Annotated in this window: 18 protein-coding genes; 6 read left to right on the top strand and 12 right to left on the bottom strand. The window is 76.6% G+C overall.

What is annotated here, in order from left to right; genetic code table 11:
• Window positions 1-182: 182 nt before the first annotated feature.
• Complete coding sequence (locus tag OP18_RS03110; RefSeq protein ID WP_162189734.1) at window positions 183-1,460, top strand: aminotransferase class I/II-fold pyridoxal phosphate-dependent enzyme; 1,278 nt, start codon at window positions 183-185, stop codon at window positions 1,458-1,460.
• Here OP18_RS03110 and OP18_RS03105 read toward each other — a convergent pair.
• The 3 genes from OP18_RS03105 to lanKC form a co-directional block, all read right to left on the bottom strand.
• A complete protein-coding gene (locus tag OP18_RS03105; protein WP_052386144.1) occupies window positions 1,399-2,643 on the bottom strand; it encodes an MFS transporter in 1,245 nt (414 codons plus the stop codon). The two genes, OP18_RS03110 and OP18_RS03105, sit on opposite strands and share 62 nt — an antisense overlap.
• Before the next feature lie 71 nt (window positions 2,644-2,714).
• Window positions 2,715-2,810 (bottom strand): class III lanthipeptide, encoded by a 96-nt coding sequence (locus OP18_RS59455; protein ID WP_211273430.1) that lies wholly within the window; start codon window positions 2,808-2,810, stop codon window positions 2,715-2,717.
• A gap of 95 nt (window positions 2,811-2,905) precedes the next feature.
• Window positions 2,906-5,545 carry a class III lanthionine synthetase LanKC gene (gene lanKC / locus OP18_RS03100; protein WP_052386143.1) on the bottom strand — a complete coding sequence of 880 codons (2,640 nt, stop codon included), beginning with the start codon at window positions 5,543-5,545 and terminating at the stop codon, window positions 2,906-2,908.
• 268 nt (window positions 5,546-5,813) lie between these two features.
• On the opposite strand from lanKC, the gene OP18_RS03095 reads away from it, so the two are divergent.
• From OP18_RS03095 to OP18_RS03085, 3 genes are all read left to right on the top strand, one after another.
• Window positions 5,814-6,350, top strand: a complete 537-nt coding sequence (locus tag OP18_RS03095) for a hypothetical protein (protein ID WP_033357132.1) — start codon at window positions 5,814-5,816, stop codon at window positions 6,348-6,350.
• Between the two features lie 19 nt (window positions 6,351-6,369).
• Window positions 6,370-7,638, top strand: coding sequence for a sensor histidine kinase (locus OP18_RS03090; RefSeq protein WP_052386142.1), 1,269 nt, complete (start codon window positions 6,370-6,372; stop codon window positions 7,636-7,638).
• 96 nt (window positions 7,639-7,734) lie between these two features.
• The gene (locus OP18_RS03085; RefSeq protein ID WP_033357131.1) at window positions 7,735-8,448 is read left to right on the top strand and encodes a response regulator; all 714 of its coding nucleotides are present in this window, start codon (window positions 7,735-7,737) and stop codon (window positions 8,446-8,448) included.
• A gap of 84 nt (window positions 8,449-8,532) precedes the next feature.
• Here the strand turns inward: OP18_RS03085 and OP18_RS03080 are convergent, their stop codons facing one another.
• The 6 genes from OP18_RS03080 to OP18_RS51975 all read right to left on the bottom strand — a co-directional run bounded on the left by OP18_RS03080 (window position 8,533) and on the right by OP18_RS51975 (window position 14,603).
• Window positions 8,533-9,336 carry a hypothetical protein gene (locus OP18_RS03080; RefSeq protein ID WP_033357130.1) on the bottom strand — a complete coding sequence of 268 codons (804 nt, stop codon included), beginning with the start codon at window positions 9,334-9,336 and terminating at the stop codon, window positions 8,533-8,535.
• A 313-nt stretch (window positions 9,337-9,649) separates the two neighbouring features.
• Window positions 9,650-10,018, bottom strand: coding sequence for a hypothetical protein (locus OP18_RS03075; RefSeq protein WP_052386141.1), 369 nt, complete (start codon window positions 10,016-10,018; stop codon window positions 9,650-9,652).
• 266 nt (window positions 10,019-10,284) lie between these two features.
• Window positions 10,285-11,154 carry a formate/nitrite transporter family protein gene (locus OP18_RS03070; protein ID WP_033357129.1) on the bottom strand — a complete coding sequence of 290 codons (870 nt, stop codon included), beginning with the start codon at window positions 11,152-11,154 and terminating at the stop codon, window positions 10,285-10,287.
• Between the two features lie 217 nt (window positions 11,155-11,371).
• Entirely contained in the window at window positions 11,372-11,755 is a 384-nt protein-coding gene (locus OP18_RS03065; RefSeq protein WP_052386140.1) for a hypothetical protein, read from the bottom strand.
• 161 nt (window positions 11,756-11,916) lie between these two features.
• A complete protein-coding gene (locus OP18_RS03060) occupies window positions 11,917-12,564 on the bottom strand; it encodes a response regulator transcription factor (RefSeq protein WP_033357128.1) in 648 nt (215 codons plus the stop codon).
• A complete protein-coding gene (locus OP18_RS51975) occupies window positions 12,555-14,603 on the bottom strand; it encodes a sensor histidine kinase (RefSeq protein WP_162189733.1) in 2,049 nt (682 codons plus the stop codon). The genes OP18_RS03060 and OP18_RS51975 overlap by 10 nt, the downstream gene beginning before the upstream one ends.
• Window positions 14,604-14,755: 152 nt before the next feature.
• Between OP18_RS51975 and OP18_RS03050 the strand changes: the two genes are divergently transcribed.
• A complete protein-coding gene (locus OP18_RS03050) occupies window positions 14,756-15,403 on the top strand; it encodes a hypothetical protein (protein ID WP_033357127.1) in 648 nt (215 codons plus the stop codon).
• An 83-nt stretch (window positions 15,404-15,486) separates the two neighbouring features.
• Here OP18_RS03050 and OP18_RS03045 read toward each other — a convergent pair whose 3' ends face one another.
• The 3 genes from OP18_RS03045 to OP18_RS54740 are packed head-to-tail and all read right to left on the bottom strand — an operon-like array spanning window position 15,487 to window position 17,747.
• Window positions 15,487-16,611 (bottom strand): zinc ribbon domain-containing protein, encoded by a 1,125-nt coding sequence (locus OP18_RS03045; RefSeq protein WP_033357126.1) that lies wholly within the window; start codon window positions 16,609-16,611, stop codon window positions 15,487-15,489.
• Window positions 16,612-16,626: 15 nt separating this feature from the next.
• Window positions 16,627-17,139: a YceI family protein gene (locus tag OP18_RS51970; protein WP_052386138.1), complete on the bottom strand. Its 513-nt coding sequence runs from the start codon at window positions 17,137-17,139 to the stop codon at window positions 16,627-16,629.
• Entirely contained in the window at window positions 17,136-17,747 is a 612-nt protein-coding gene (locus OP18_RS54740; RefSeq protein ID WP_052386137.1) for a hypothetical protein, read from the bottom strand. Before OP18_RS54740 ends, OP18_RS51970 begins: the two co-directional genes overlap by 4 nt.
• A 60-nt stretch (window positions 17,748-17,807) precedes the next feature.
• On the opposite strand from OP18_RS54740, the gene OP18_RS03030 reads away from it, so the two are divergent.
• Window positions 17,808-20,507, top strand: a complete 2,700-nt coding sequence (locus OP18_RS03030; RefSeq protein WP_081970247.1) for an AAA family ATPase — start codon at window positions 17,808-17,810, stop codon at window positions 20,505-20,507.
• Window position 20,508 lies beyond the last annotated feature (1 nt).

The following is a 20,508-nucleotide window of genomic DNA, read 5'->3' as shown; positions in this document are numbered from 1 at the left end:
TCCGTGGCACCGGTGCCACGACGTTGCTCAGAGGAATCATGCCGCATCTATCTGTGCAACGAAACCGCATCCACGGTCATCGGTGCGGCTCGGACCCCGGCGGCACGGCGGTGACGCCCCTGCTCGCAGGGGGCGCCGGCGGGCTGCCGCCCCGGCCGGTGCGGACCCGAACGACAAGGGCCATGTCGAGGGTGCCGCCCCACCATGGCCCTCGTCACGTCGGCTCAGGGGGCGCCGGCGGCACCGATGGACCCTCGCGGACCACCACCTACGAAGCGGTCGAGCGGTACGGCACCCAGTTCTCCTCGTCCCGGGCGTACCTGTCCTCGCCCGCGTACCCGGAGGCGGACGCCGCGCTCGGCGAGCTGCTCGGCCGGCCCACGATCCTCGCCCCCAGCACCTCCATGGGGCACCTGGCCGCGCTGCCGACCGTCATCGGCGGCGACGACGTGCTGCTGCTGGACCACCAGGTCCACCACAGCGTGCAGACCGCCGCCAAGCTCGCCCAGGCGCAGGGCACCCGGGTCGAGCTGCTGCCCCACAACGACGTGCGCACCCTGCGCCGCCGCGTCGAGGAGCTGCGCCGCGGCCACCCCCGCATCTGGTACGCCCTCGACGGCCTCTACAGCATGTACGCCGACTTCGCCCCGTTCGCCGAGCTCAACGACCTCATGGCCGAGCGGGGGCAGCTGTGGCTGTACGTCGACGACGCGCACGCCTTCTCGTGGACCGGCCGGCCCGGCCGCGGCCGGGCCCTGGAGGCGCTCAGCCCGCTCGCCCTGTCCCGCAGCGTCGTCGCCGGCTCGCTGAACAAGTCCTTCGCCGCCGCCGGCGGCGCGCTCACCTTCCCCGACGCCGAGACCCGCCGCCGGGTCTTCACCGTCGGCGGCCCGCTCATCTTCTCCGGCCCCGTCCAGCCCCCGATGCTCGGCGCCGTCATCGCCTCCGTGCACCTGCACCGCACCCCGGCGGTGACCGCCCGCCAGGAGCGCCTGCTGCACCTCATCCGCCTGTTCAACCGCCTCGCCGCCGACCGCGGCCTGCCCGTGGTGAGCCGCAGCGAGGCCCCGATCCGCTGCGTCGCGGCGGGCGGCCCCCAGGTCACGTACAACCTCACCGCCCGCCTGCGCGCCGCCGGCTACTTCACCGACGCCGCCACCTCCCCGGCCGTCCCGGCGAAGCGCTCGGGCGCCCGCATCACCATCACCACCCACCACACCGACGCCGACATCGCCGGCCTCGTGGACGCCCTCGCCGACGCGCTGCCACGCGCCCTCGCCGAGGAGGGCGAGAGCGTCACGGCCCTGCGCCGCGCGTTCCACCGCCAGCTCGGCGACCAGCCGGTCCTGCCCGCCGCCGCCTGGCCTGACGCGACCCGGCGCGCCGCCGGCCGGGCGGTCAGGGCGTCCCGGCCGGCACCGGTGACCGGGTCGGGGTGCGCAGGTCCGGCATCGCGGTGACCGCCCGGCCGAACGTCGTGGCGAGGGCGAGCAGCAGCACGACCGCGGCGAACGACAGGAACACCGCCGCGGACGGGATGCGGTCGATGAGGACACCGGCGAGGGCGGGGCCGAACGGGGCGGCGAGCATGGCGAAGAAGCCCGTCGCCGCGTTCGCCCGGCCCTGCAGTTCGTCGGGGGTGAGCAGGGCCAGCACGGTGAGCATGCCGATGTTGGCGGCGGGGATGAGCAGCGAGCAGGCGCCGGCGAGCGCGCCGAGGACGAGGCCGTTGCCGGTGCCGGCCATGGCGGCGATCAGCGCGCACGACGACCAGGTGACGGCGAGGATCAACCGGCCGACAGGGACCACCGCGGTGAGCCGCGCGGCGAACAGTGAGCCGACGACCGCGCCGAGGCCGACGCACGCGACGGTCGTGCCGGCCGACAGCGCGGACGCGCCGCCGCGGACCGGCACGACGAGGACGGCGAGCAGCACCCCGGAGAAGACGAAGTTCATGACGGCGCCGCTGACGAGCACGTACCGCAGCGCCGGGCGCTGCCACAGGAACCGCAGCCCGGCCACGGACTGGCGGGCCAGCGACGTGTCGGGTTCGTCGCGGGGACGGCCCAGCGGGGCGCGCACGGCGGCGACGGCGAGCATCGACGCGGCGTAGGACACCACGTCGACGATGAACGGCAGCGCCGGGCTGATGCCGAACAGCAGGCCGCCGAGCGGCGGGCCGGCCAGGTTGACGGCCGCGTTGCGGGTCTCGTTGAAGGCGGTCGCGGCGCGCAGGTCACCGTCGGGGACGACGGCGCGGCTCGCGGCCGACGCGGCGGGCTGCACGGCCGCGCCGAGCGCCGCGACGAGTGCGGCCAGGGCGGCGATCATGGTGACCGGGGCGCCGCGGGTCCAGGCGAGGGCGGCGACCGCCCCGACCGCGAGCAGCGCGCCGCCGTCGCACAGCAGGATGATGCGCCGCCGGTCGTGCCGGTCGGCCAGCAGCCCCGCCGGCAGCAGGACCAGCACGAGCGCCGCGCCCTCGGCGAAGGCGACGAGACCGGCGTCGGTGGCGGACCCGGTGAGGGCCAGCACCAGCAGCGGCAGCGCCACACCGGTGATCTGGGTGCCCAGCTTCGACGTGGTACGGGCGAAGGTCAGCAGGACGAAGTCGCGGTTGTGACGCAGGCCGGCGCTCGGCATCGGGGCTCCCTGGGGTGGAGACAGGAGCGGGCGGGCGCGTCGACACGCCCGCCCGCTCCCGCCTGTGCGGGTCAGTTGCAGCAGATGAAGCTGTAGGAGCTGGAGATCACCGGCTGCCGGTTGGTCGTCTGGGGGCGCAGGGCCTGCAGGCGCAGCACGTTGCTCATGGTGTTCACCTCCTTTCGGCGATGGTCGGGGTGGTGGCCGCCGGGACGGGCCCTCTCGGTCGGGACCGGCCCGGCGGGGTCTGTGGTGGGGCGGGTCAGCCGGTGGCGAGGGCCGCCTCCGCGGCGGCAGCAGGCGAGGCGGCCCTCGCCACCGGGGGCACCGGTGCCTGCGGGGGCGCCGGCGCCGGAAGGAACGGCAGGGTGACACCCGTGCCGTGGGTCGCGGCGTGCACGGCCAGGAGGATGCCGGCGCCGCCGGTGGCGAGGTCGTGCGACAGCCGGGTCAGGGTGTCGCCGACGAAGGCGAGTCGGCCGTGGTGGGCGAACGCGTGCCACGACAGCCGCTCGATGTGCCCCGCGACGTGCCGGGCCGTGCCCGGGCGGGCGGTGCCGTCGAGCAGCGCCGCGGCGGCCAGCAGCCCGGCCCGGCCGTGGAAGAGCCCGGGCAGCATCGTGAACTCCGCGCCGAGCGCCCGGCCGACGCCGTCGATGAGCGACCGCAGCCAGGGCTCCTCGCCGTGGCGCAACAGCGCGTGCGCGGCGACCGCGAGGCCGGCGCTGCCCTCGTCGATGTACAGCAGCAGCCGCGACCCGTCGGCCACCTGCGGGTTGCCGCGCTGGTCGTCGGTGCAGCTCGCCAGGTCCAGGCGCAGCGCGGCCCGGGCCGCCCGCAGGTGCCGCGGGTCGCCGGTGTGCTCGTACAGCCTGGTGAGCAGCAGCGCCGGGCCGGACCAGCCGCGCAGCAGCCCCGGGTGGCGCGGCTCGGCGAACGCGACCGCCTGCGGGTCGCCGGACAGCGCGCGGACCAGCCGCTCGCCGATGGCGAGGACGTCGGGGTCGCCCGGGCCGGCGACGCGGTCCAGGGCGAGGCCGATGCCGGCCAGGCCGCTGTGCAGTGACGCGCCGTGCAGGTCGCCGAGGACGGCCCGGCACGACCGGAGCAGCTCCAGGGCCTCGTCGCGGCGGCCGAGGTCGTGCAGGACCGCGGCGATGCCGGCGCGGCCGTCGTACAGCCCGACGAACGGTGCCGGCAGCTCCCCGGCGGCCCGCAGCATCCAGTCAACGTGCTCGTCCAGCTCCGGGTACTGCGAGCCGGTCGCCACCAGCGCGTGGATCACGCCGGCCGCGCCGTGCGCGAGGGTGGCCCCGCCGTGCGGGAACTGCGCCGGGTCGCCGGGGAAGAGCCGGTCCTCCCGGTCGGGGGTGGCGGACGCCCGGATGCCTTCGGCGAGGGACGCCAGCAGCGGCGCCGGATCCGCCGGTACCGGCGACGGCCACGCGAACCGGGTCACCGCCGCGATGTCCACAGTGGATGGCTCCGGGTCCCCGGTCGCGAGGGCCCGGCGCAGCCCGTCACGGATGCGCCCGGCGTACCCCGGCGGCAGCGGGAACCGGGCCGCGACCGCGAGCAGCTCCTCCACCTTGGCCGGGCACAGGGCCGTCAGCGAGGTCAGCGGCACGAACACGCTCAGCCGCAGGCAGGCCAGGGCGTAGTCGTCGACGCCGACACCGCGGCGCACCCGCGGGCTGGTGAAGCCGGCGTCGCCGAGCGTCGGGGTGAAGTCCTCGTCGAGGCCGTACGCCTGCTCGAAGTCGATGAGCACGACGTCGCCGCCGGGGCGGACCATGACGTTGGCGGGGTGCAGGTCGCCGAAGACGACACCCTGGTCGTGCACCTGCCGCAGCGCCCGCTCGACCCGGTCGACGACGTCGACGGCCCACGCCGTGTACCCGGCCAGCTCCTCGGCCGGGACGTCCGGGTAGATCAGCGGGTACCGGGCGCCGACCGCGTCCTGCAGGGTGTCGCCCTCGATCAGCTCCTCGGCCAGGTACTCGTGCTCCCACCAGGTGAAGTGGTCCAGCACCCTGGGCACACAGGGCAGCCCGTCGAGGCGGCGCAGCATGTCGCGCTCGCGGTGCAGCCGGGTCACCGCGTCGGCGCCGGCGCCGTTGAGCCCGGCGTACGGGCGGGCCTCCCGCAGCACCACCCGGGTGCCGTCACGCAGGTCGGTGGCGAGGTACACCCCGCCGCCGTTGGAGTGGTGCAGTGCCTCGTCGATCTGGTACGGCTGCTCGGTGACGGGCTCCTCGGCCACCGCCGCGATGCGCTCGGCGACGAAGTCCGGCACCGGCGCCCAGTCGGGCACCGCGAACACCGGGTCGCGTTCGTCCGGCACGAGCAGGCCGTCCGGGGTCTCGACCGCCGTGACCGGCTCGTCGCCGTCGTGGCAGTACCGCTCCGCGAACCCGCCGAAGCGCAGGAACAGCGGCCCGTCGTGCCAGCGCAGGTCGCTCAGGACGTACGGGCCGCGCAACCCGGCGAGCGCGGCGCCGAGCTCGGTGAGGGTGCTGCGCAGCGCGTCGTCGCCGACGGGGTACAGCGCGGCGAGCTTGCCGCTGGAGCCGCGGTGCGCGTACTTCTCGTTGTGCACCAGCGCCAGCTGCCGGCTGCGGACGAACTTGAACGCGATGCCGTGCCGCACGCAGTGGTCCCGGACCTTCGCGAGGGCCTCGGCGGCGTCGGGCAGGTCCACCGACACGTGCACCTTCCAGCCCTGCCGGGGCAGTCGGTGGCCGTCGGGGTGCCACAGCACCCACACGCTGCGCCGCGCCTCGCACCAGCCGTCCGGCGGGGTCTCGCGGGCGAGCGGGAACCATGACGCGCGGTCGTCGACGCGGTCGGGGGTGTCGGCGAAGACGCGGTCGGCGATCAGGTACGCACCGGGCGTTTGCATGGCACACCTCGCGGGCAGGTCTGGTCGGGGACGCCGCCCCGGCCCGGGGGCCGCGGCGGAACTGCCCCCAATCCTGGGCGGCCCGGCCGGCGCTGCCGTCCGGCCACGGGCCGATGTTGCCGCTCCCCCCACGGGCCCCGCGGTGGCGCCGGGGTCCGCCTGGCGGCGTACCCGGAGGTCCGCCCGGATGCGGACGCGTCGCCTGGCGCGGGTGGGCAACAATGCCGGATACCGCGCAGCCACCCGCACTCCCACCGGAGGTTCGTCGATGCCGACCACCACGCAGAGCCCGCCGATCGTCGTGTTCGCGCAGCACCACCGCGACGGACGGTGGGCGGCCGTCGCGCACGGCGTGCCGCTCGACGACCGGCACTGCCTGCTGCGGGCCGGCACGGCCGGCGCCGTGCGCCCCGGCGCGCGGCTGCGGGTCGTCGCCGTCACCGGCACCGCCCCCGAGCCGGTCCTGCTGCCGGTCGGCGCGGTCTCGGTGCTGCGCGACACCGGTGCCGACCTGGTCATGGTGACGCTCACCGGCGCCGACGCGACCCTCGCCGCGGCCGCGCACGGCACCGGCGCCGCGCAGGTCCGCGCGGTCCTGGACCTGCTCGGCGACGCCTGGCACCCGCTGTGGTGGCAGACCGGGCACACCGCCCTGGAGGTGGACCTGCCGGGCGTGGCCACGCCCGGCGTGCCGGTGCTGCGGCACCGGGTGGTGGCCGACATGACCGGCGGGGTCCTCGACGGGCCGCTGACGTGGGCGTGCCGGATCTTCGGCATCGGCTGCCCGGACGAGAACAGCTCGTGACCGGTCCGGGAAGACCCCGGTGAGCGGGCCGCCGCCGCGGCCGGCGACCGGCGCGCCCCGCCGGTTCCGCGGGCTACCGCCCGACGCGGCGCTGCTGCCCCTGCTGTGCGGCCTCGACCTGTTCACCGCCTCGTCCGTGGTCGTGCGCAGCCACCCCGTGCACCCGGTGGCGCTCGCGCTGCAGATCCTCGCCGCCGTGGCCGCGTTCGCCGCGCTGGCGTGGCGGCACCGGGCCCCCGTCGCCGTCCTCGCGGTCGAGTGCGGCCACGGCGTGGCCATGTGGTTCCTGCTGCACGACTACCGGCCGTGGGTGGCGCTCGTCGTCGCCCTGTACACGGTCGCCGCGCGGCGACCGCTCGCCGTTTCCGGGGCCGCGTACGCCGGTGCCTGCGCCCGCGGGCTGTTCAGCGCCGTCGACTCGTTCCGGGTCGAGCCGGTCCCGGCGGCGCGCACCGGCGAGTTCGTCGTCACCGCGGTGATGTTCGTGCTGCTGTTCGGCTCCGCGTGGGCCGCCGGGCTGGTCGTGCGCGCCCACCATGCCCGCGTCGCGCAGCTGGAGCGGGCGCAGCGGGCGGCCCGCACCGAGGCGGTCACCCTGGAGCGGCAGCGCATCGCCGCGGAGCTGCACGACGTCGTGTCGCACTCGGTGACGGTCATGGTCCTGCAGGCGGCCGGCGCGTCCCGGCTGGGCGCCGCGGACGCAGACCGGGTGCACCAGTCGCTGCTGCACATCCAGCAGGCCGGGCAGCAGGCGATGGCGGAGCTGCGCCGGCTGCTCGAGGTGATCCGCGTCGACGGCCCGGCCGGCCGGCCACCGCTGGGACCGCAGCCGTCGCTGAAGGACGTGGAGGTCCTGCTGGCCTCGATGCGCCAGGCCGGCCTGGCCGTCACGACCAGCACGTCCGGCGTGCCGCGCCGGCTCGACGCGAGCGTCGGGCTCGCCGCGTACCGCACCGTGCAGGAGAGCCTCACGAACACGCTGAAGCACGCCGGCCCGGGCGCCCGGGTCGCCGTCCGGTTCACCTGGGAGCCGCACGTGCTGCTGCTGCGCGTCGACGACGACGGCGGCGCGCTCACCGGTCGCCCGCCCGGCCCGGTCACCGCCGGGCTGTCCGGCGGGCACGGCCTGGCCAGCCTCGCCGAGCGGGTGCGGCGCGTCGGCGGGCGGCTCGAGGCGGGTCCCGGCCCCACCGGCGGGTACCGGGTCAGCGCCTGCTACCCCGTCCCGCACCACCTCGACGCCGCAGGTTGCCCGGAGGATGCCCCCGGTCCGCAGTCCGACAGCTGACTTCCCACTCCCGTCCCGCCGATACATGATCGCCTCGCGGCGAGCCGGTACCGGCGACACGGCCGCGACCAGGGCCGCACGACGACGGGAGCACGGATGCGCATCAGGGTGGTGCTCGCCGATGACCAGCCACTCATCCGGGCGGGGATCGCCATGCTGCTGTCGGCCGAACCTGACATCGAGGTGGTGGCCGAGGCCGACGACGGCCTGCAGGCGGTCCAGCTGACCCGCCGGCTGCGTCCCGACGTGGTGCTCATGGACGTGCGCATGCCCGGCCTGGACGGCGTCGCCGCGACCGGCGAGCTGCTGGCCGACCCGTGCCTCGCCGGCGACCCGGACCGGCCGGTGCGGATCATCATCCTCACCACGTACCACGTCGACGAGGCGGTCCACGCGGCCGTGCGCGCCGGGGCGTCGGGGTTCGTGCTGAAGGACGCGGCGCCGCAGGAGCTGGTGGCGGCGGTGCGCGCGGTCGCCGCGGGAGAGGCGTGGCTCGACCCGGCCGTCACCCGGCGGCTGCTCGACGACCTCGCCACCCGCCCCGACCCGGGCCTGCCGGCGCCGGTCGAGCTGCGGCAGCTGACGCCGAGGGAGCTGGAGGTGCTGGTCCTCATGGCGTACGGGATGTCCAACCGCGAGATCGCCGAGCATCTCGTCCTGGGCGACGCCACGGTGAAGACGCACGTGAGCCGGGTGCTGATGAAGCTGCGCCTGCGCGACCGCACGCACGCCGTGGTGATGGCGTACCAGAGCCGCCTGGTCGAGCCGGGCACCGTCCCCCCGGCCCGCGGCACCGTGCCGGCCCGCTGACCGTCGGCGCCGCCGCCGGGCCCGGCGGGCGCAGGGGCCGGGCCACCCCGCCGGCGGTGGCGGGGTGGCCCGGGGAGTCGCCGGTCAGGACGTGATGGCTGAGCCGGTCACCGCGTTGGAGTACGCGGTGCCGCGGTAGGTCCGGACCGTCACGAACACGTACGTGTTGCGCGGCAGCAGCGCGTACCGTGCGCTGACGTCACCGCCGTTGTACGCCCCGGTCCGCCAGGTGGACTGGTAGCCGCAGCTGGTGCCGTTCGGCGGGTAGTTGCCCTCCTGGTCGCCGCACGACGTCGACCACGACACCGTGACCTCGTAGTCGGTCTCGTCGGTGGCGTTGTCCGTCCAGACAATGACGATGTCGCGGGAGCCGGCGTACAGCCGCAGGTTGCCGGGCGCGGGCACCGGGACGTTGTACTGCTTGCAGCCCAGGCGGTAGTTGGACGCGACCGGGGTGGTGCCGTCGGGCCAGTTGATCCCGTAGACGCAGACCTCGTGCGGGCCGCTGCTCGACGGGGCGGGGAACGAGCCCGAGTAGCCGTGGTACGGGCCGTTCACCGGGTACCGCTGGCCGACGTCGGCCCGGTACTGGTCCGCGGTGAACGCCGCGGCGAACTGGCCGTCCACGTAGACGTGCACGTTGTTCGGGCCACCGTTGATGTCGATGGTCCAGCCGGTGACCGAGGCGGTGCCGGCGTTGTACGACAGGGTGTCGAACGCGCCGAACGGCGAACGGTCCGACGGGGTCGGCCCGGGCTCGGGGTTGCAGCTCGGGGGTGGCTCCGGCTGGTTGCAAAGGGACTGTGCCATCGCGGGCGCGGACGTCGTGACGACAGGCGTCACGAGCAGGCCGGCGACGAGGACGGCGCGGATGCACGCGCGGATCATCGGCTCTCCTTGCTCGGTGGTGCGGGCTTCGACAGGTCGCACCCAGGGCCTGACCGGACCTGGGTGCGGGCGCGCGGCGTCGCCGCGCCGGGCGGGCGGGCCGAGGGCACGCCGGACGGGCAGCGGGGACGCCGGGGGTGGACGCCGCGGGACCGCCGAGGACACCACGATGCGGTGGTGGCAGGGCGGACGCCGGCGGCGTGGGACGCGCATGACCGAGAACAGCGCGGCACCGATGCGGGCACCGAGACCCGCGGAAACCATTCTCGCCGCGGGCCCGGCGGGCGGTCAACGGATCGCCGAGACGGCCTTCTTACAGAAACGGCACGGGCCCGATCGCCGGGCCGGCTTCCGCCGGCGGCGGCACGGGCGCGGCGGCCGGGGCGCGCGGCCGGGCCCCCGCCGGCACGTCGTGCAGGACGAGGCAGTGCGCGCCGAGGCTGGCGTCGTCGCCGACGTGGACCGGGCCGAGGACCGTCACGCCGACGCCGAGGACGACCCGGTCGCCGACCGCCGGGCGCCGGCGGCTGCCGGCGCTGTCGGCCCACCAGCCGCGCCCGCCGAGCGTCACCCGGTGGTACATGGTGACGTCGTCGCCGCCGACCGGCGCGCCCGGTGGGGGGCACCGGCGCCGCGACGTGGTCGGCGCGGTCGACGTCAGTTGCCGCTCGGCGAATGTCACGGGTTCCGCGGGACGTCAGCACCGTTGGATGCGGCACGTCCGGCTGGCGGGGCGGCGGCTGACGCGTCGATGCCCGCGCCGCGTCGAGCGTCGGCGGCGCGCAGGCGAACGCTTCGAAAGACCCGTCCGATCGGCCGGCCACCGGCGAGATACGGCCCACCAAGATCCGGCCGGCCGGATCTTGGTGGGCGCCCGACGGCCGAACGGCCTGCCGGCCGCCACCTTCAATGGTGCCGGCCGGCGGGCCGCGGCCGCGCGGGCGGAGGCTACTTGACCAGGACCGGCTCCGGCTCCTGCGCCGGGGCGGCCGACGGTGCCGGGGCGGCGGGGCGGCGGCGGGACGCGCCGGTGCGGGCGTGGGTGGCGTACACGGTCAGCCCGACGAACGTGATGCCGCCGACGAGGTTGCCCACGACGGTCGGGATCTCGTTCCAGATGAGGTAGTCGGCGAGGGAGAAGTGGCCGCCGAGCAGCAGCCCGGACGGGAAGAGGAACATGTTGACGACCGAGTGCTCGAAGCCCATGTAGAAGAAGACCAGGATGGGCATCCACATGCCGATGACCTTGCCGGACACGCTGGTGGAGATCATCGCGGCGACGACGCCGGTGGAGACCATCCAGTTGCACAGCACGCCGCGGACGAACAGGGTGAGCATGCCGGCGGCGCCGTGGTCGGCGTAGCCGACGGTGCGGCTCTCGCCGATCTTGCCGATGGCCTGCCCGACGGCGTTGGGGTCGACGCTGAAGGCGAACGTGAAGATGACCGCCATCATGACGGCGACGGTGAGCGCGCCGGCGAAGTTGCCGACGAAGACCAGGCCCCAGTTGCGCAGCACCCCGCGCAGGCGCACGCCCGGCCGCTTGTCGATCAGGGCCAGCGGCACCAGCGTGAACACGCCGGTGAGCAGGTCGAACCCGAGCAGGTACAGCAGGCAGAACCCGACCGGGAACAGCAGGGCGCCGATGACCGGCTGGCCGGTCTGGACGTTGACGGTGACCGCGAACGCGGCGGCGAGGGCGAGGATCGCACCGGCCATGTACGCCCGGATCAGGGTGTCACGGGTGGACATGAAGACCTTCGCCTCACCGGCGTCGATCATCTTGGTGGCGAGCTCGGGTGGGTTCACATAGGACACGACGTCGCTCCTCCGGCGGCGGGCGGGCGCCACAGATCGGGCACAGATCGGGCACAGATCGGGCAGCCGGGACAACTCGGCTCCCGCACGAGTCTGCGCAGCGCTCGTTTCCGGCGTGTTGCACGGTAGAAAGCCTGCTGTCACGTCGGCCTCACGAGCCGGGAAACGCGATGCTCATCCGTTCGAACACTGCCCGAAACACTTCCCGCACCGTGGCTCACCGGCGGCGGGTGGTGCGCCACTGCCGCAGCGCGACCACGGCGGCCGCCTCGAGCGTCCAGGCGGCGAGCACGAGCGCGGCGTTGCCGGCGTCGGTGTGGCCGTCGACGGCGCCCCGGCCGACCTCGCCCAGCCAGTACGTGGGCAGCGCCCGGCCCAGGTCGGTGGCGGGGCCGACCAGCGGCGCCGGGAACAGCACGAACGGCACGAGCAGGCCGCCGAGCGGCGCGCCGACGCCCATGACGCCGTTGCTGACCGCCGCCAGGTTGCCGGCCCGGGCGAACTGGCCGAGGAACAGCACCGCCGGCAGGGCGACGGCGAGCAGCAGGTACCGCGGGTTGCGCAGGGCCCGGCGGGTCTCCAGCGCGAGGTATCCGGACATGGTGTCCTTTCAGCGGACGAGACAGGGGCGGGTGGCGGCGCCGGTACGGCCGTCGCGCAGGTGCACGACCCGGTCGGCCCAGGCGTCGGGCAGGTCGCGGGCCCGGCCCGCCGCGACACGCGAGCACCCGGGTCGATGCGTCCCCGGCCGGGGCGGGCGCGTCAGTGGTTGCGCAGGAACCGCAGGACCGCCAGGACGCGGCGGTGCTCGCGCTCCCCGGGGGGCAGGCCGAGCTTGGTGAAGATGCTGCGCACGTACCCCTCGACGGTCTTCGGGCTGACGAACAGCTCCTCGGCCAGGGCGGCGTTGGTCAGGCCCTGCGCCATCAGGGCGAGGACCTCCCGCTCGCGGTCGGTGAGGCCGGCCAGCGGGTCGTGCTCGCGGCGCCGGCCGACGAGCCGCGACACCAGCTCCGGGTCGATGACGACCTCGCCCGCGGCGACCCGGCGGATGTCGACGGCGAACGCCGTGAGGTCCGAGACGCGGTCCTTGAGCAGGTACCCGACGGCGCCGTCGAACCCGGTCATGAGCCGCAGCGCGTGGTGCACCTCGACGTGCTGCGACAGCAGCATCAGCCCGACGCGCGGGGCGAAGGAGCGGATCTCGGTGGCCGCCTCGATGCCCTCGTCGGCGAAGCCGGGCGGCATCCGCAGGTCGGTGACGACCACGTCCGGCGGGTCGCGGCGCACCAGGGCGACCAGCTCGGCGCCGTGCCGGGCCCGGCCGGTCACGTCGAAGCCCATCCCGGTGAGGATGTGGGCCATCCCCTCCCGGAACAGCAGCGCGTCGTCGGCGACGATCACCCGCACGGCAGCACCGTCCCGAGCCGGGTCCCGCCGCCGGCGGGGCTGTCCACGTCGAGGCGTGCCCCGAGCGCGGCGACCCGGTCGGCGAGCCCCTGCAGGCCGCCGCCCGCCGCCGGTCGCGCGCCGCCGCGGCCGTCGTCGGCCACCTCGACGCGCAGCCCGTCGCCGGCTGCGGTCACCGCGACGGTCACCACGCCCGCCGCCGAGTGCCGGGCGGCGTTCGTGACCGCCTCGCTGACCAGGTAGTACGCGGTCGCCTCGACCTCCCGCGGCAGCCGGTGCGGCACGTCGACCCGCAGCCGCACCGGGATCGCGGACCGGTCCGCGACGGCGGCCAGCGCCGCCTCCAGGCCGTCCTGGGTGAGCACCGCCGGGTGCAGGCCGCGGGCCAGCTCCCGTAGCTCCGCGGTGGCCTGCAGCAGCTGCGCGCGGGCGTCCTTGACCCGGTCGGCGAGGTCGCCGGCGCCCTTCGCCTGCTCGGCGAGGGCGCCGAGGGTCATGCCGAGCGTCACCAGCCGCAGCTGCACGCCGTCGTGCAGGTCACGCTCCAGCCGCCGGCGGGCCGCGCCCTCCGCGGCCACGATGCGCCGCGCGGCCGCCTGCAGCTGCCGGGCCTGCTCCTGCTGCACGATCGCCAGGCCGGTCTGCGTGACCAGGTCCGTCAGCAGCCGCTCCTCGGCCGCGGTGAGCGGCTCGCCGGGCGGTTTGCGCACGGCGACGGCGCCGCGGACGGCGCCCCGCACGACGACGGGCCGCACGTGCCAGCGCGGCTCCTGGCGCAACGCGTCCAGGGTCGCCGGCAGGGTCGCCGGCAGGGTCGCCGGCAGGGTCGCCGGCAGGGTCGCCGGCAGGGTCGCCGGCAGGGTCGCCGGGCCGGCCGGCGGGGCGGGCCAGCCGGCCCGGGGCACCATGGCGTTGCCGTCGCCGACCCAGACGCGCACCTCCCGGGCGCCGACCGCGCCGGCGACGGTCGCGGCGATGCCGTCCAGCAGGTCCTCCGGCGCCGCGGCGAGCTGTGCCGACAGCCGCGACAGCGCCTCGTACGGGGTGGCCCGCGGCCCGTGCACGAGCCGGTCGGCGAGGTGCTGCGCCCGCCGCCGCAGCGGCTCGAAGACCACGGCGACGGCGGCGGTCGCCAGCAGCGACAGCCAGCCGCGCTGCACCGGCACGAGGGCGCCGACGCCCACCACGAGCGCGACATAGCCGGCGGTGATGAGCAGCAGCATCGCGCCGACGACGAGGGTACGGCTGATCACCGGGTCGATGTCGTACAGCCGGTACCGCAGGATCCCGAACCCGGCCGCGACCGGCACCAGCGGCAGCGCGAGCAGCCCCGGCACCGGGCTGCCGAGCACGACCAGCCCGGCGACGAGGACCAGCCCGCCCATCACGACCGCGTAGACCAGCCACCGCAGCCGGCGGGCCTCGTCGCCGCGGGCCCGGCGCAGCCGGACCACGACCGCGACCGTCCACAGCACCTGGAACAGCAGGTAGACGAACTGCAGGCGGTCCCAGGCCCGGCCGGCCACGGCGGCGCCCGGAAGGTGCAACGGGTGCGGCGCGACCAGGCCGGTCCGGTCGTACTCGGCCGGCCACAGCGCCGAGGCGAGGGACATCGCGGCGGCGGTGGCGAGCATGGCCCACGCGACGGCCGGCCACGGCCGCGGCAGCAGCCGCCCGTCGGGGAACGCCATGAGCGTCCACCCGAACACCGCGACGGCGAGCGGCACCGGCCACACGCCGAGCCAGCCGAGCCAGGAGGCGCCCGGCAGCGGGCCGTCGTGCAGCCCGTACTGCCGACCGAAGAACATCACCGCGTGCACGACGCCGGTGAGCACGAACAGCCAGCCCTCGGGGTGCCGGGGCCGCATCCGCACCACGTACAGCCCGACCGCCGTCCACGACGCCGCGATCAGCCCGTTGTGGGCGTTGGACAGGTGGAACCCGAGGTACCAGCCGGCACCGACGAGCGCGGCGACGAGCAGCGCCGCCGCGCCGAGCCCCGCCTCACGGGCGGCGGGCGGGGCCTCGTCTGCGTTCACCGCCGCGGCCACACGCACGATCGTGGCACAACGGCCTCACCTGCGGATGAGGGTTAACCCTGGGCGAGGTGCCGGGCGGGCACGGATCCGCCGGGACCCGTTCGGCAGGGACCGTCGGAGGCGGCATCGGATCCATCCGGCAGGAGGCAGCCATGAGCACACCGGTCATGACCGGCCCGTCCACGACCACGCGTCCCGAACTGGCCACGGGTGCGTGCCTGGTGGTGGGCGGCATCGCGTTCATCGCCGGCGGCGCCACGCACCCCGGCGACAGCGGCGAGGGCAGCAAGGTCCAGCAGCTGCACGAGATGCTGGTGCAGCCGAGCTGGTACCCGTCGCACGCGCTACTGCTGGCCGCGATCGCCCTGTTCACCGCCGGCTTCTTCCTCGTGTCCCGCCGCCCCGGCCTGCCCGCGCGGATGCGCGCGGTGACCAGGGCGGTGGCGTGGGTCGGGGTGCTCGCCACCGCCGGCATGACCGCGCACCTGTTCGCCGCGCTGGAGGCCGACGCCCTCGCCGGGGGCGAGCCGACGACCGTCTCGACCGTCCAGACGTGGAACGAGACGGTCGTCGACTCGCTGTGGGCGCTGAGCATCGCGGTCCTCGCCGTCGCCGGTGGGCTGACCCGGACCGTCGGCAACCGGCTCACGCTCGTGCTCGGCCTGGTGGGCGGGGTCGCGTTCGGGCTCGCCTCGGCCACCATCGCGTTCACCGACCGCTTCGACGGGCTGTTCCCGGCCGGGTCGCTGATCGGCATCTGGGCCGCCGCGGTGGGGGTCCTGACCGTCGTGCGGCGCTGACCCCGCGGCGCGTCACGGCCCGGCGGGCAGCCGGGCGGGCCCGGGCCGGCGCACCGGCCACCCGCGGCCGCCCGGTGCCCGCCTCACGCCCCCGCGTGCAGCCGCGTCATGAGGGCGAACAGGTCCTCCGCGGTGCACCGCACCGGGGTGTCGCCGAGGTCGACCCCGGTGCCGCGGAAGTCGACGAACACGAGCGGCTCACCGCCGTCGACCTCGACGGCGACGCCCGCCTCGGGCCGGCTCCGGCCCTCGCCGTGCCGCCGCACCGCCCGGACCCCGCTCCAGCGCACGGTGCCGCTGCGCAGCGCCGAGAACGGCGTCTCCCACGCCCACACCAGCCGGGCGGTGGTGAGCAGGAGCGCCACGTACCGGCCGATCTCGGTGGGCAGGGCGCACCGGCACATCACCACCAGCCGCTCACCGCCGCCGACGGCGTCGGCGAGCGCGTCCGCCTGCCCGGGCCACAGCCCGTGCTCGAAGTCGCGGAACCGGTCGCGCAGCGTCACCTGGTTGCGCTGGGCGGCGAGGGCCTCCGGCAGGCTCGTCCACGCCGGGTCGCCGCCGCCCGGGTCGAACCCGAAGTCGTGGCCGCACGCCGGGCACCGCACCAGCAGCGACTCGTCGCGGACCGCCCGGCAGGACGGGCAGAACGTGACGGGCGCGCTGTCGAACGTGTCGCCGTCGCAGCGTCCGCACGGGGCGCCCGGACCGCCGTCGGCGCCGGCCGCGCCCGCCTCGGCGGCGTCCGCGGCGTCGGCCACGAAGTTCAGCAGCGCGAGGAGCGGCTCGTCGTCGTCGATCAGCTCGGCGGTGCGCACCAGGGTCGCGCCGGACGGGCCGGCCCCGGCGGCCCGCGCCGTGCGGGCCCGGCGCGCCGGGTCCTCGATGCGCGCCTCGCCGCACGCCGTGCAGGCGTGGCGGACCCGCAGCGGCAGGTGCCGGCGGATCGTCTCCTGCCGGCGGACGAGGTCCAGCCACCGCTGCGCGTCCGGGGGCAGCGCGACGACCGGCGTGCGGTCGCCGTCGCCGGGGTCGAGGGCCCGCGCCAGCCCGTCCAGCGCCGCGGGGTCCGGCCGGTCCCCGGCGACGGTCGGCCGGTCGCGCAGCCTGCCGACGGTCTCGCGCAGCACGGCGAGCTGCCGGCCGGTGAGCAGCGCCGCGCGGTCCCCGGCGGCGGTCACGTACACCGCCGCGACGATCCCTGTCATGGTGGTCCTCCCCGGTCAGCTGGTCCTGCGCAGGTGGGCGGTGACGGTGAGCTCGACGCGGCGGCCGACGAGGAACCGGGGCACCCGGATCCCCACGTCGGGCAGGTGCAGCGCGGCGGTGCCCGTCACCGTGAGCCGCTGCCCGTCCGGCGCCCCGTCGAGCACGCCGTGCAGCGGCAGCGTGGTTTCCGCGCCGGCGACCCGCACGGCGGCGTGGGCGAGCCAGCCGGCGGCGGTCGCCTCGAAGCGCTCGGCGGTCACCTCGATCACGGGGTGGTGCGCCACGTCGAGGAAGCGCCGGCCGCGCAGGTCCCGGTCCCGCCGCGGGTTGCCGGTGTCGACGGACGCGGCGTCGAGGGCGCCCGACAGGCGGACCGGCCGGCCGTCGGGGCCGAGCTCGAGGGTGCCGGCGGTGACGGCGAGGGTGCCGCGGACGGTCCGCACGCCGAAGTTCCGGGCGGCGAACCCGGCCCGGGCCGGCGTCTCGACGCGCCACGTGCCGGCGGCCACGGCGGTGACGGTGCTCATGCGCCACCCCCCGCGGACCCGCCGGCCGCCGGGATCGGCAGGTCGGCGTGCATGAGGCGGTACACGCCCATCCGGTCAGGGCCGGTGAGCAGCCGCGGGTCCTCGCCCGGCAGGAGGCTGGTCGACATGACCGCCCGGACCGCCGCGTCGATCGCGTCGGCCGTCTCGGCGAGCGTCACGACGCTCGTGCCGCCGTCCGCGGCGCGCAGCCGCAGCGTCCAGACGATGCCGGGGACCTCGCGGACGGCGGGCCACAGCCGCCCGTGCGCGGCGGCCTGCTCGGCGGCGACCCATTCGGGTGAACGTGGCCCGTCGAACGCGACGACCTGCATGAACCGGGCAGGTCCGGCGCCCTGCCCGGCGAGCGCCTCGACGAGCGCGTACGGCTGCTCGAACAGGTCCGGGGCCGGGTCCGGCCACCCGGCGAGCATGAGCCCGTCGCCGCCGTCGAGCGGGCAGCCGACGAGCGCCCCGACCGGGTCGCCCGCGGCGTATGCGGTGCTGAGGGCCGCGTCGACCCAGCCGGTGTCGACCGGGTCGGCGTCGGGCAGCGGGTGCGTGGAGATGTCCATGCCGTCGAGCGTGCCGCCGCGCGGGGGCGCGGACATCCGTACCGCCACTGGACCCGGCACTGAACCCGGCCACTGGGACACCCGCATACTGGGCGGGTGTCCGTGCCGGATGACGTGTTCGTCGGTCGCCGCGCCGAGCTCGCCGCGCTGACCGGCCGGCTCGCGGACGCCGGTGGGGTGGTGCTGGTCGAGGGGCCCGCCGGCGTCGGCAAGACCATGCTGCTGGAGCGGGCGCTGCGGCAGGCGGGGACGGCGGCGGTGCGCGGCTGGTGCCCGGCCGAGCCGGCGCCGCCGCTGTGGCCGTGGCGGGCCGCCCTGCGCCGGGCCGGGGTGCGGCTCACCGACGGGTCGGCGGTGGAGACGGGCGCGGCCGCGTCGGCCCGGTTCGCCGAGCTCGCCCGGATGAGCGACGCGGTCCTCGCCGCCGGTCCGATGGTGGTCGCGCTGGAGGACCTGCACTGGGCCGACACGGCGTCGCTGGACCTGCTGCGGCACGTGGCGCAGGAGGCGACCGGCACCGGGATCGCCGTGCTCGGCACCGTCCGCTCGCCGGCGCCGGAGGAGGTGGCGCTGCGCCTGGCCGAACTGGGCCGGTACGGCGCGGTCACGCTCCCCCTCGCCCCGTTCACCCCCGACGAGGTCGCCGAGCTGGTCGGTCCCGCGGTCGCGCCCGGCGTCCACGCCGACACCGGGGGCCTGCCGCTGCTCGTCGCGGCGGTCCGCGCCGGGCACGGCGACCTGCCGACGGTGGCGCGTACCCTGCTGGCCGCGCTCACCCCGGACCAGCGCGAGGTGGTGCGGGCCGCCGCGGTGCTCGGCGAGGAGGTCGACGAGCCGCTGCTCACCGTGGTCGTCACCGGGGCCGGCGGCGCACCGGCCGGCGCCGTGCCGGGCGCCCTCACCGCCGCGTGGCACGCCGGGCTGCTCACCGCCGCCGGCGACGCCACGGGGTACCGGTTCGCGCACGCCCTGGTGCGGGCCGAGATCGTGGCCGGGCTGGCACCGGCCGCCCGGCGGCGGCTGGCCCGCCGCGCCGCGCAGGCCCTGGAGGCCGCCGGCGGCGAGCCCGCGGCCCGCATCGCCGCGCACTGGCGGCAGGCCGGCGCCGGCCCCGACGACCGCCGGGCCGCCGCCGCGTGGTCCCGCCGGGCCGCGGCGCAGGCCCAGGCGGCCCACGCGTACGACGACGCGGCCGGCCACCTCGCCGGCGCGCTCACCGACCTGTCCACGGTGGACGTCCCGGCGGCGCAGCGGGCGGAGGTGCTGCTGGAGCTGGCCCGGGCCGAGTACCTCGCCGGCCGGTACGAGCCCTGCCTCGCGCACTGCGACGACGCGGCCGACCTCGCCGCCGGCGCCGGGCGCGGTGACCTCGTCGCGGCCGCCGCGCTGGTGCTGCAGGGGGTGACGTTCCCGCAGGCGGCCAGCGTGCTGACCCGGCTGTGCCAGCGGGCGCTGGCGTACCCGGACCTCGGCGACGCCGCACGGGCCCGGGTCATGGCGCAGCTGGCCGTCATGACCGCCGACGCCGGGCGGGTCGCACAGGCCGAGGGGCCGGCCCGGGAGGCGCTGCGGCTGGCGACGGCGAGCGGCGACCCGCACGCGGAGCTCGACGCGGCCCGCGCCCGGGAGATGACCCTCCTCGACGCCGGCGACACCCCCGAGCGGCTGCGCCTCGGCGACCTGGTGGTCGACCGCGCCGAGGCGCTCGGGCAGCCGCTGTCCGCGCTCATCGGGCACGAGTGGCGGATGCAGACCGGGTACCTCACCGGCCGCCTCGACGTGGTCGAGTCGGCGTCCGCCGCCATCGAGGACCTCGCCGCCCGCACGCCGCTGCCCGTCCTGCAGTGGCACCGGCACCGGATGCTCGCCAGCCGGGCCGCGCTCGCCGGCCGGTTCGCCGAGTCGGTGGCGCACAGCCACCGGGCGACCGCGGTCGCCGAGCGCTGCGGCGACCCGAGCGGGGCGGTGATGCACTTCGCGCACGGGGTGTACCTGGCGGTGCTGCGCGGCGACCCGGCGGCCCTGCCCGACGGCCTGGACGCCGCGTTCGCCGCCGCCCCGCTGGTGCCGCTCGTGGACATCCAGCGGGCCAACGCCCTCGCCCTGACCGGGTCCGTCCACGAGTGCCGCGACGTGTACGACCGGCTCCGCGCCACGCTGCGGGTCCGCACCGACCATCCCGCCTGGGCCGGGGTGCTCGTCCAGCTGACCGGGCTCGTCGAACGGTTCGACGACGCGGCCACCGCCGAGGCCGCGTACCGGCAGCTGCTGCCGTACCGGCCGTACCCGGGCGCGATCGGCACGGCGACGGTGTTCTACTGCGGCACCGTCAGCCGCCACCTCGGCGAGTTCGCCGCGGTCGCCGGCGACACCGCCGGCGCGGTCGAGCTGCTGCGCGAGGCGCTGCAGCGCAACCGGGCGATCGGCGCCCGCCCCGACACCGCGCTGACCCTGCTGAGCCTGGCCCGGGTGCTGCGCGGCCGCACCGAGCTGGCTGAGGCGGCCCGCCTCACCCAGGAGGCCCTGGACGCCGCCGCCCGCCTCGACATGCCGGGCACCGTCGCCGCCGCCGGGCGCCTCGCCGCCGAGATCGCCGCCGAGCGTGACCAGGCCGACCCGCTCACCGGCCGGGAACGCGAGATCGCCGCCCTGCTCGCGCAGGCGCTCACCAACCGGCAGATCGCGACCCGCCTGGTGCTGTCGGAGCGCACCGTCGAGTCGCACGTGCGCAGCATCCTGGCCAAGACCGGCAGCGCCAACCGCACCGAGTTCGTCGCCCGCTGGAGCGGCCCCTGAC

The sequence above is a fragment of the Dactylosporangium aurantiacum genome (assembly GCF_000716715.1).
Classification (GTDB): Bacteria; Actinomycetota; Actinomycetes; order Mycobacteriales; family Micromonosporaceae; genus Dactylosporangium; species Dactylosporangium aurantiacum.
Note: the sequence above shows the minus strand (reverse complement) of the source record. Positions and strands in the feature narration are given on the sequence as shown.

What these genes read in the sequence shown, in the direction of transcription:
- OP18_RS03110 (WP_162189734.1), top strand. Translation starts at nt 183, where the DNA reads ATGTCGAGGGTGCCGCCCCACCATGGCCCTCGTCACGTCGGCTCAGGG.
- OP18_RS03105 (WP_052386144.1), bottom strand. Translation starts at nt 2,643, where the DNA reads ATGCCGAGCGCCGGCCTGCGTCACAACCGCGACTTCGTCCTGCTGACC.
- OP18_RS59455 (WP_211273430.1), bottom strand. Translation starts at nt 2,810, where the DNA reads ATGAGCAACGTGCTGCGCCTGCAGGCCCTGCGCCCCCAGACGACCAAC.
- lanKC (WP_052386143.1), bottom strand. Translation starts at nt 5,545, where the DNA reads ATGCAAACGCCCGGTGCGTACCTGATCGCCGACCGCGTCTTCGCCGAC.
- OP18_RS03095 (WP_033357132.1), top strand. Translation starts at nt 5,814, where the DNA reads ATGCCGACCACCACGCAGAGCCCGCCGATCGTCGTGTTCGCGCAGCAC.
- OP18_RS03085 (WP_033357131.1), top strand. Translation starts at nt 7,735, where the DNA reads ATGCGCATCAGGGTGGTGCTCGCCGATGACCAGCCACTCATCCGGGCG.
- OP18_RS03080 (WP_033357130.1), bottom strand. Translation starts at nt 9,336, where the DNA reads ATGATCCGCGCGTGCATCCGCGCCGTCCTCGTCGCCGGCCTGCTCGTG.
- OP18_RS03065 (WP_052386140.1), bottom strand. Translation starts at nt 11,755, where the DNA reads ATGTCCGGATACCTCGCGCTGGAGACCCGCCGGGCCCTGCGCAACCCG.
- OP18_RS03050 (WP_033357127.1), top strand. Translation starts at nt 14,756, where the DNA reads ATGAGCACACCGGTCATGACCGGCCCGTCCACGACCACGCGTCCCGAA.
- OP18_RS03045 (WP_033357126.1), bottom strand. Translation starts at nt 16,611, where the DNA reads ATGACAGGGATCGTCGCGGCGGTGTACGTGACCGCCGCCGGGGACCGC.
- OP18_RS51970 (WP_052386138.1), bottom strand. Translation starts at nt 17,139, where the DNA reads ATGAGCACCGTCACCGCCGTGGCCGCCGGCACGTGGCGCGTCGAGACG.
- OP18_RS54740 (WP_052386137.1), bottom strand. Translation starts at nt 17,747, where the DNA reads ATGTCCGCGCCCCCGCGCGGCGGCACGCTCGACGGCATGGACATCTCC.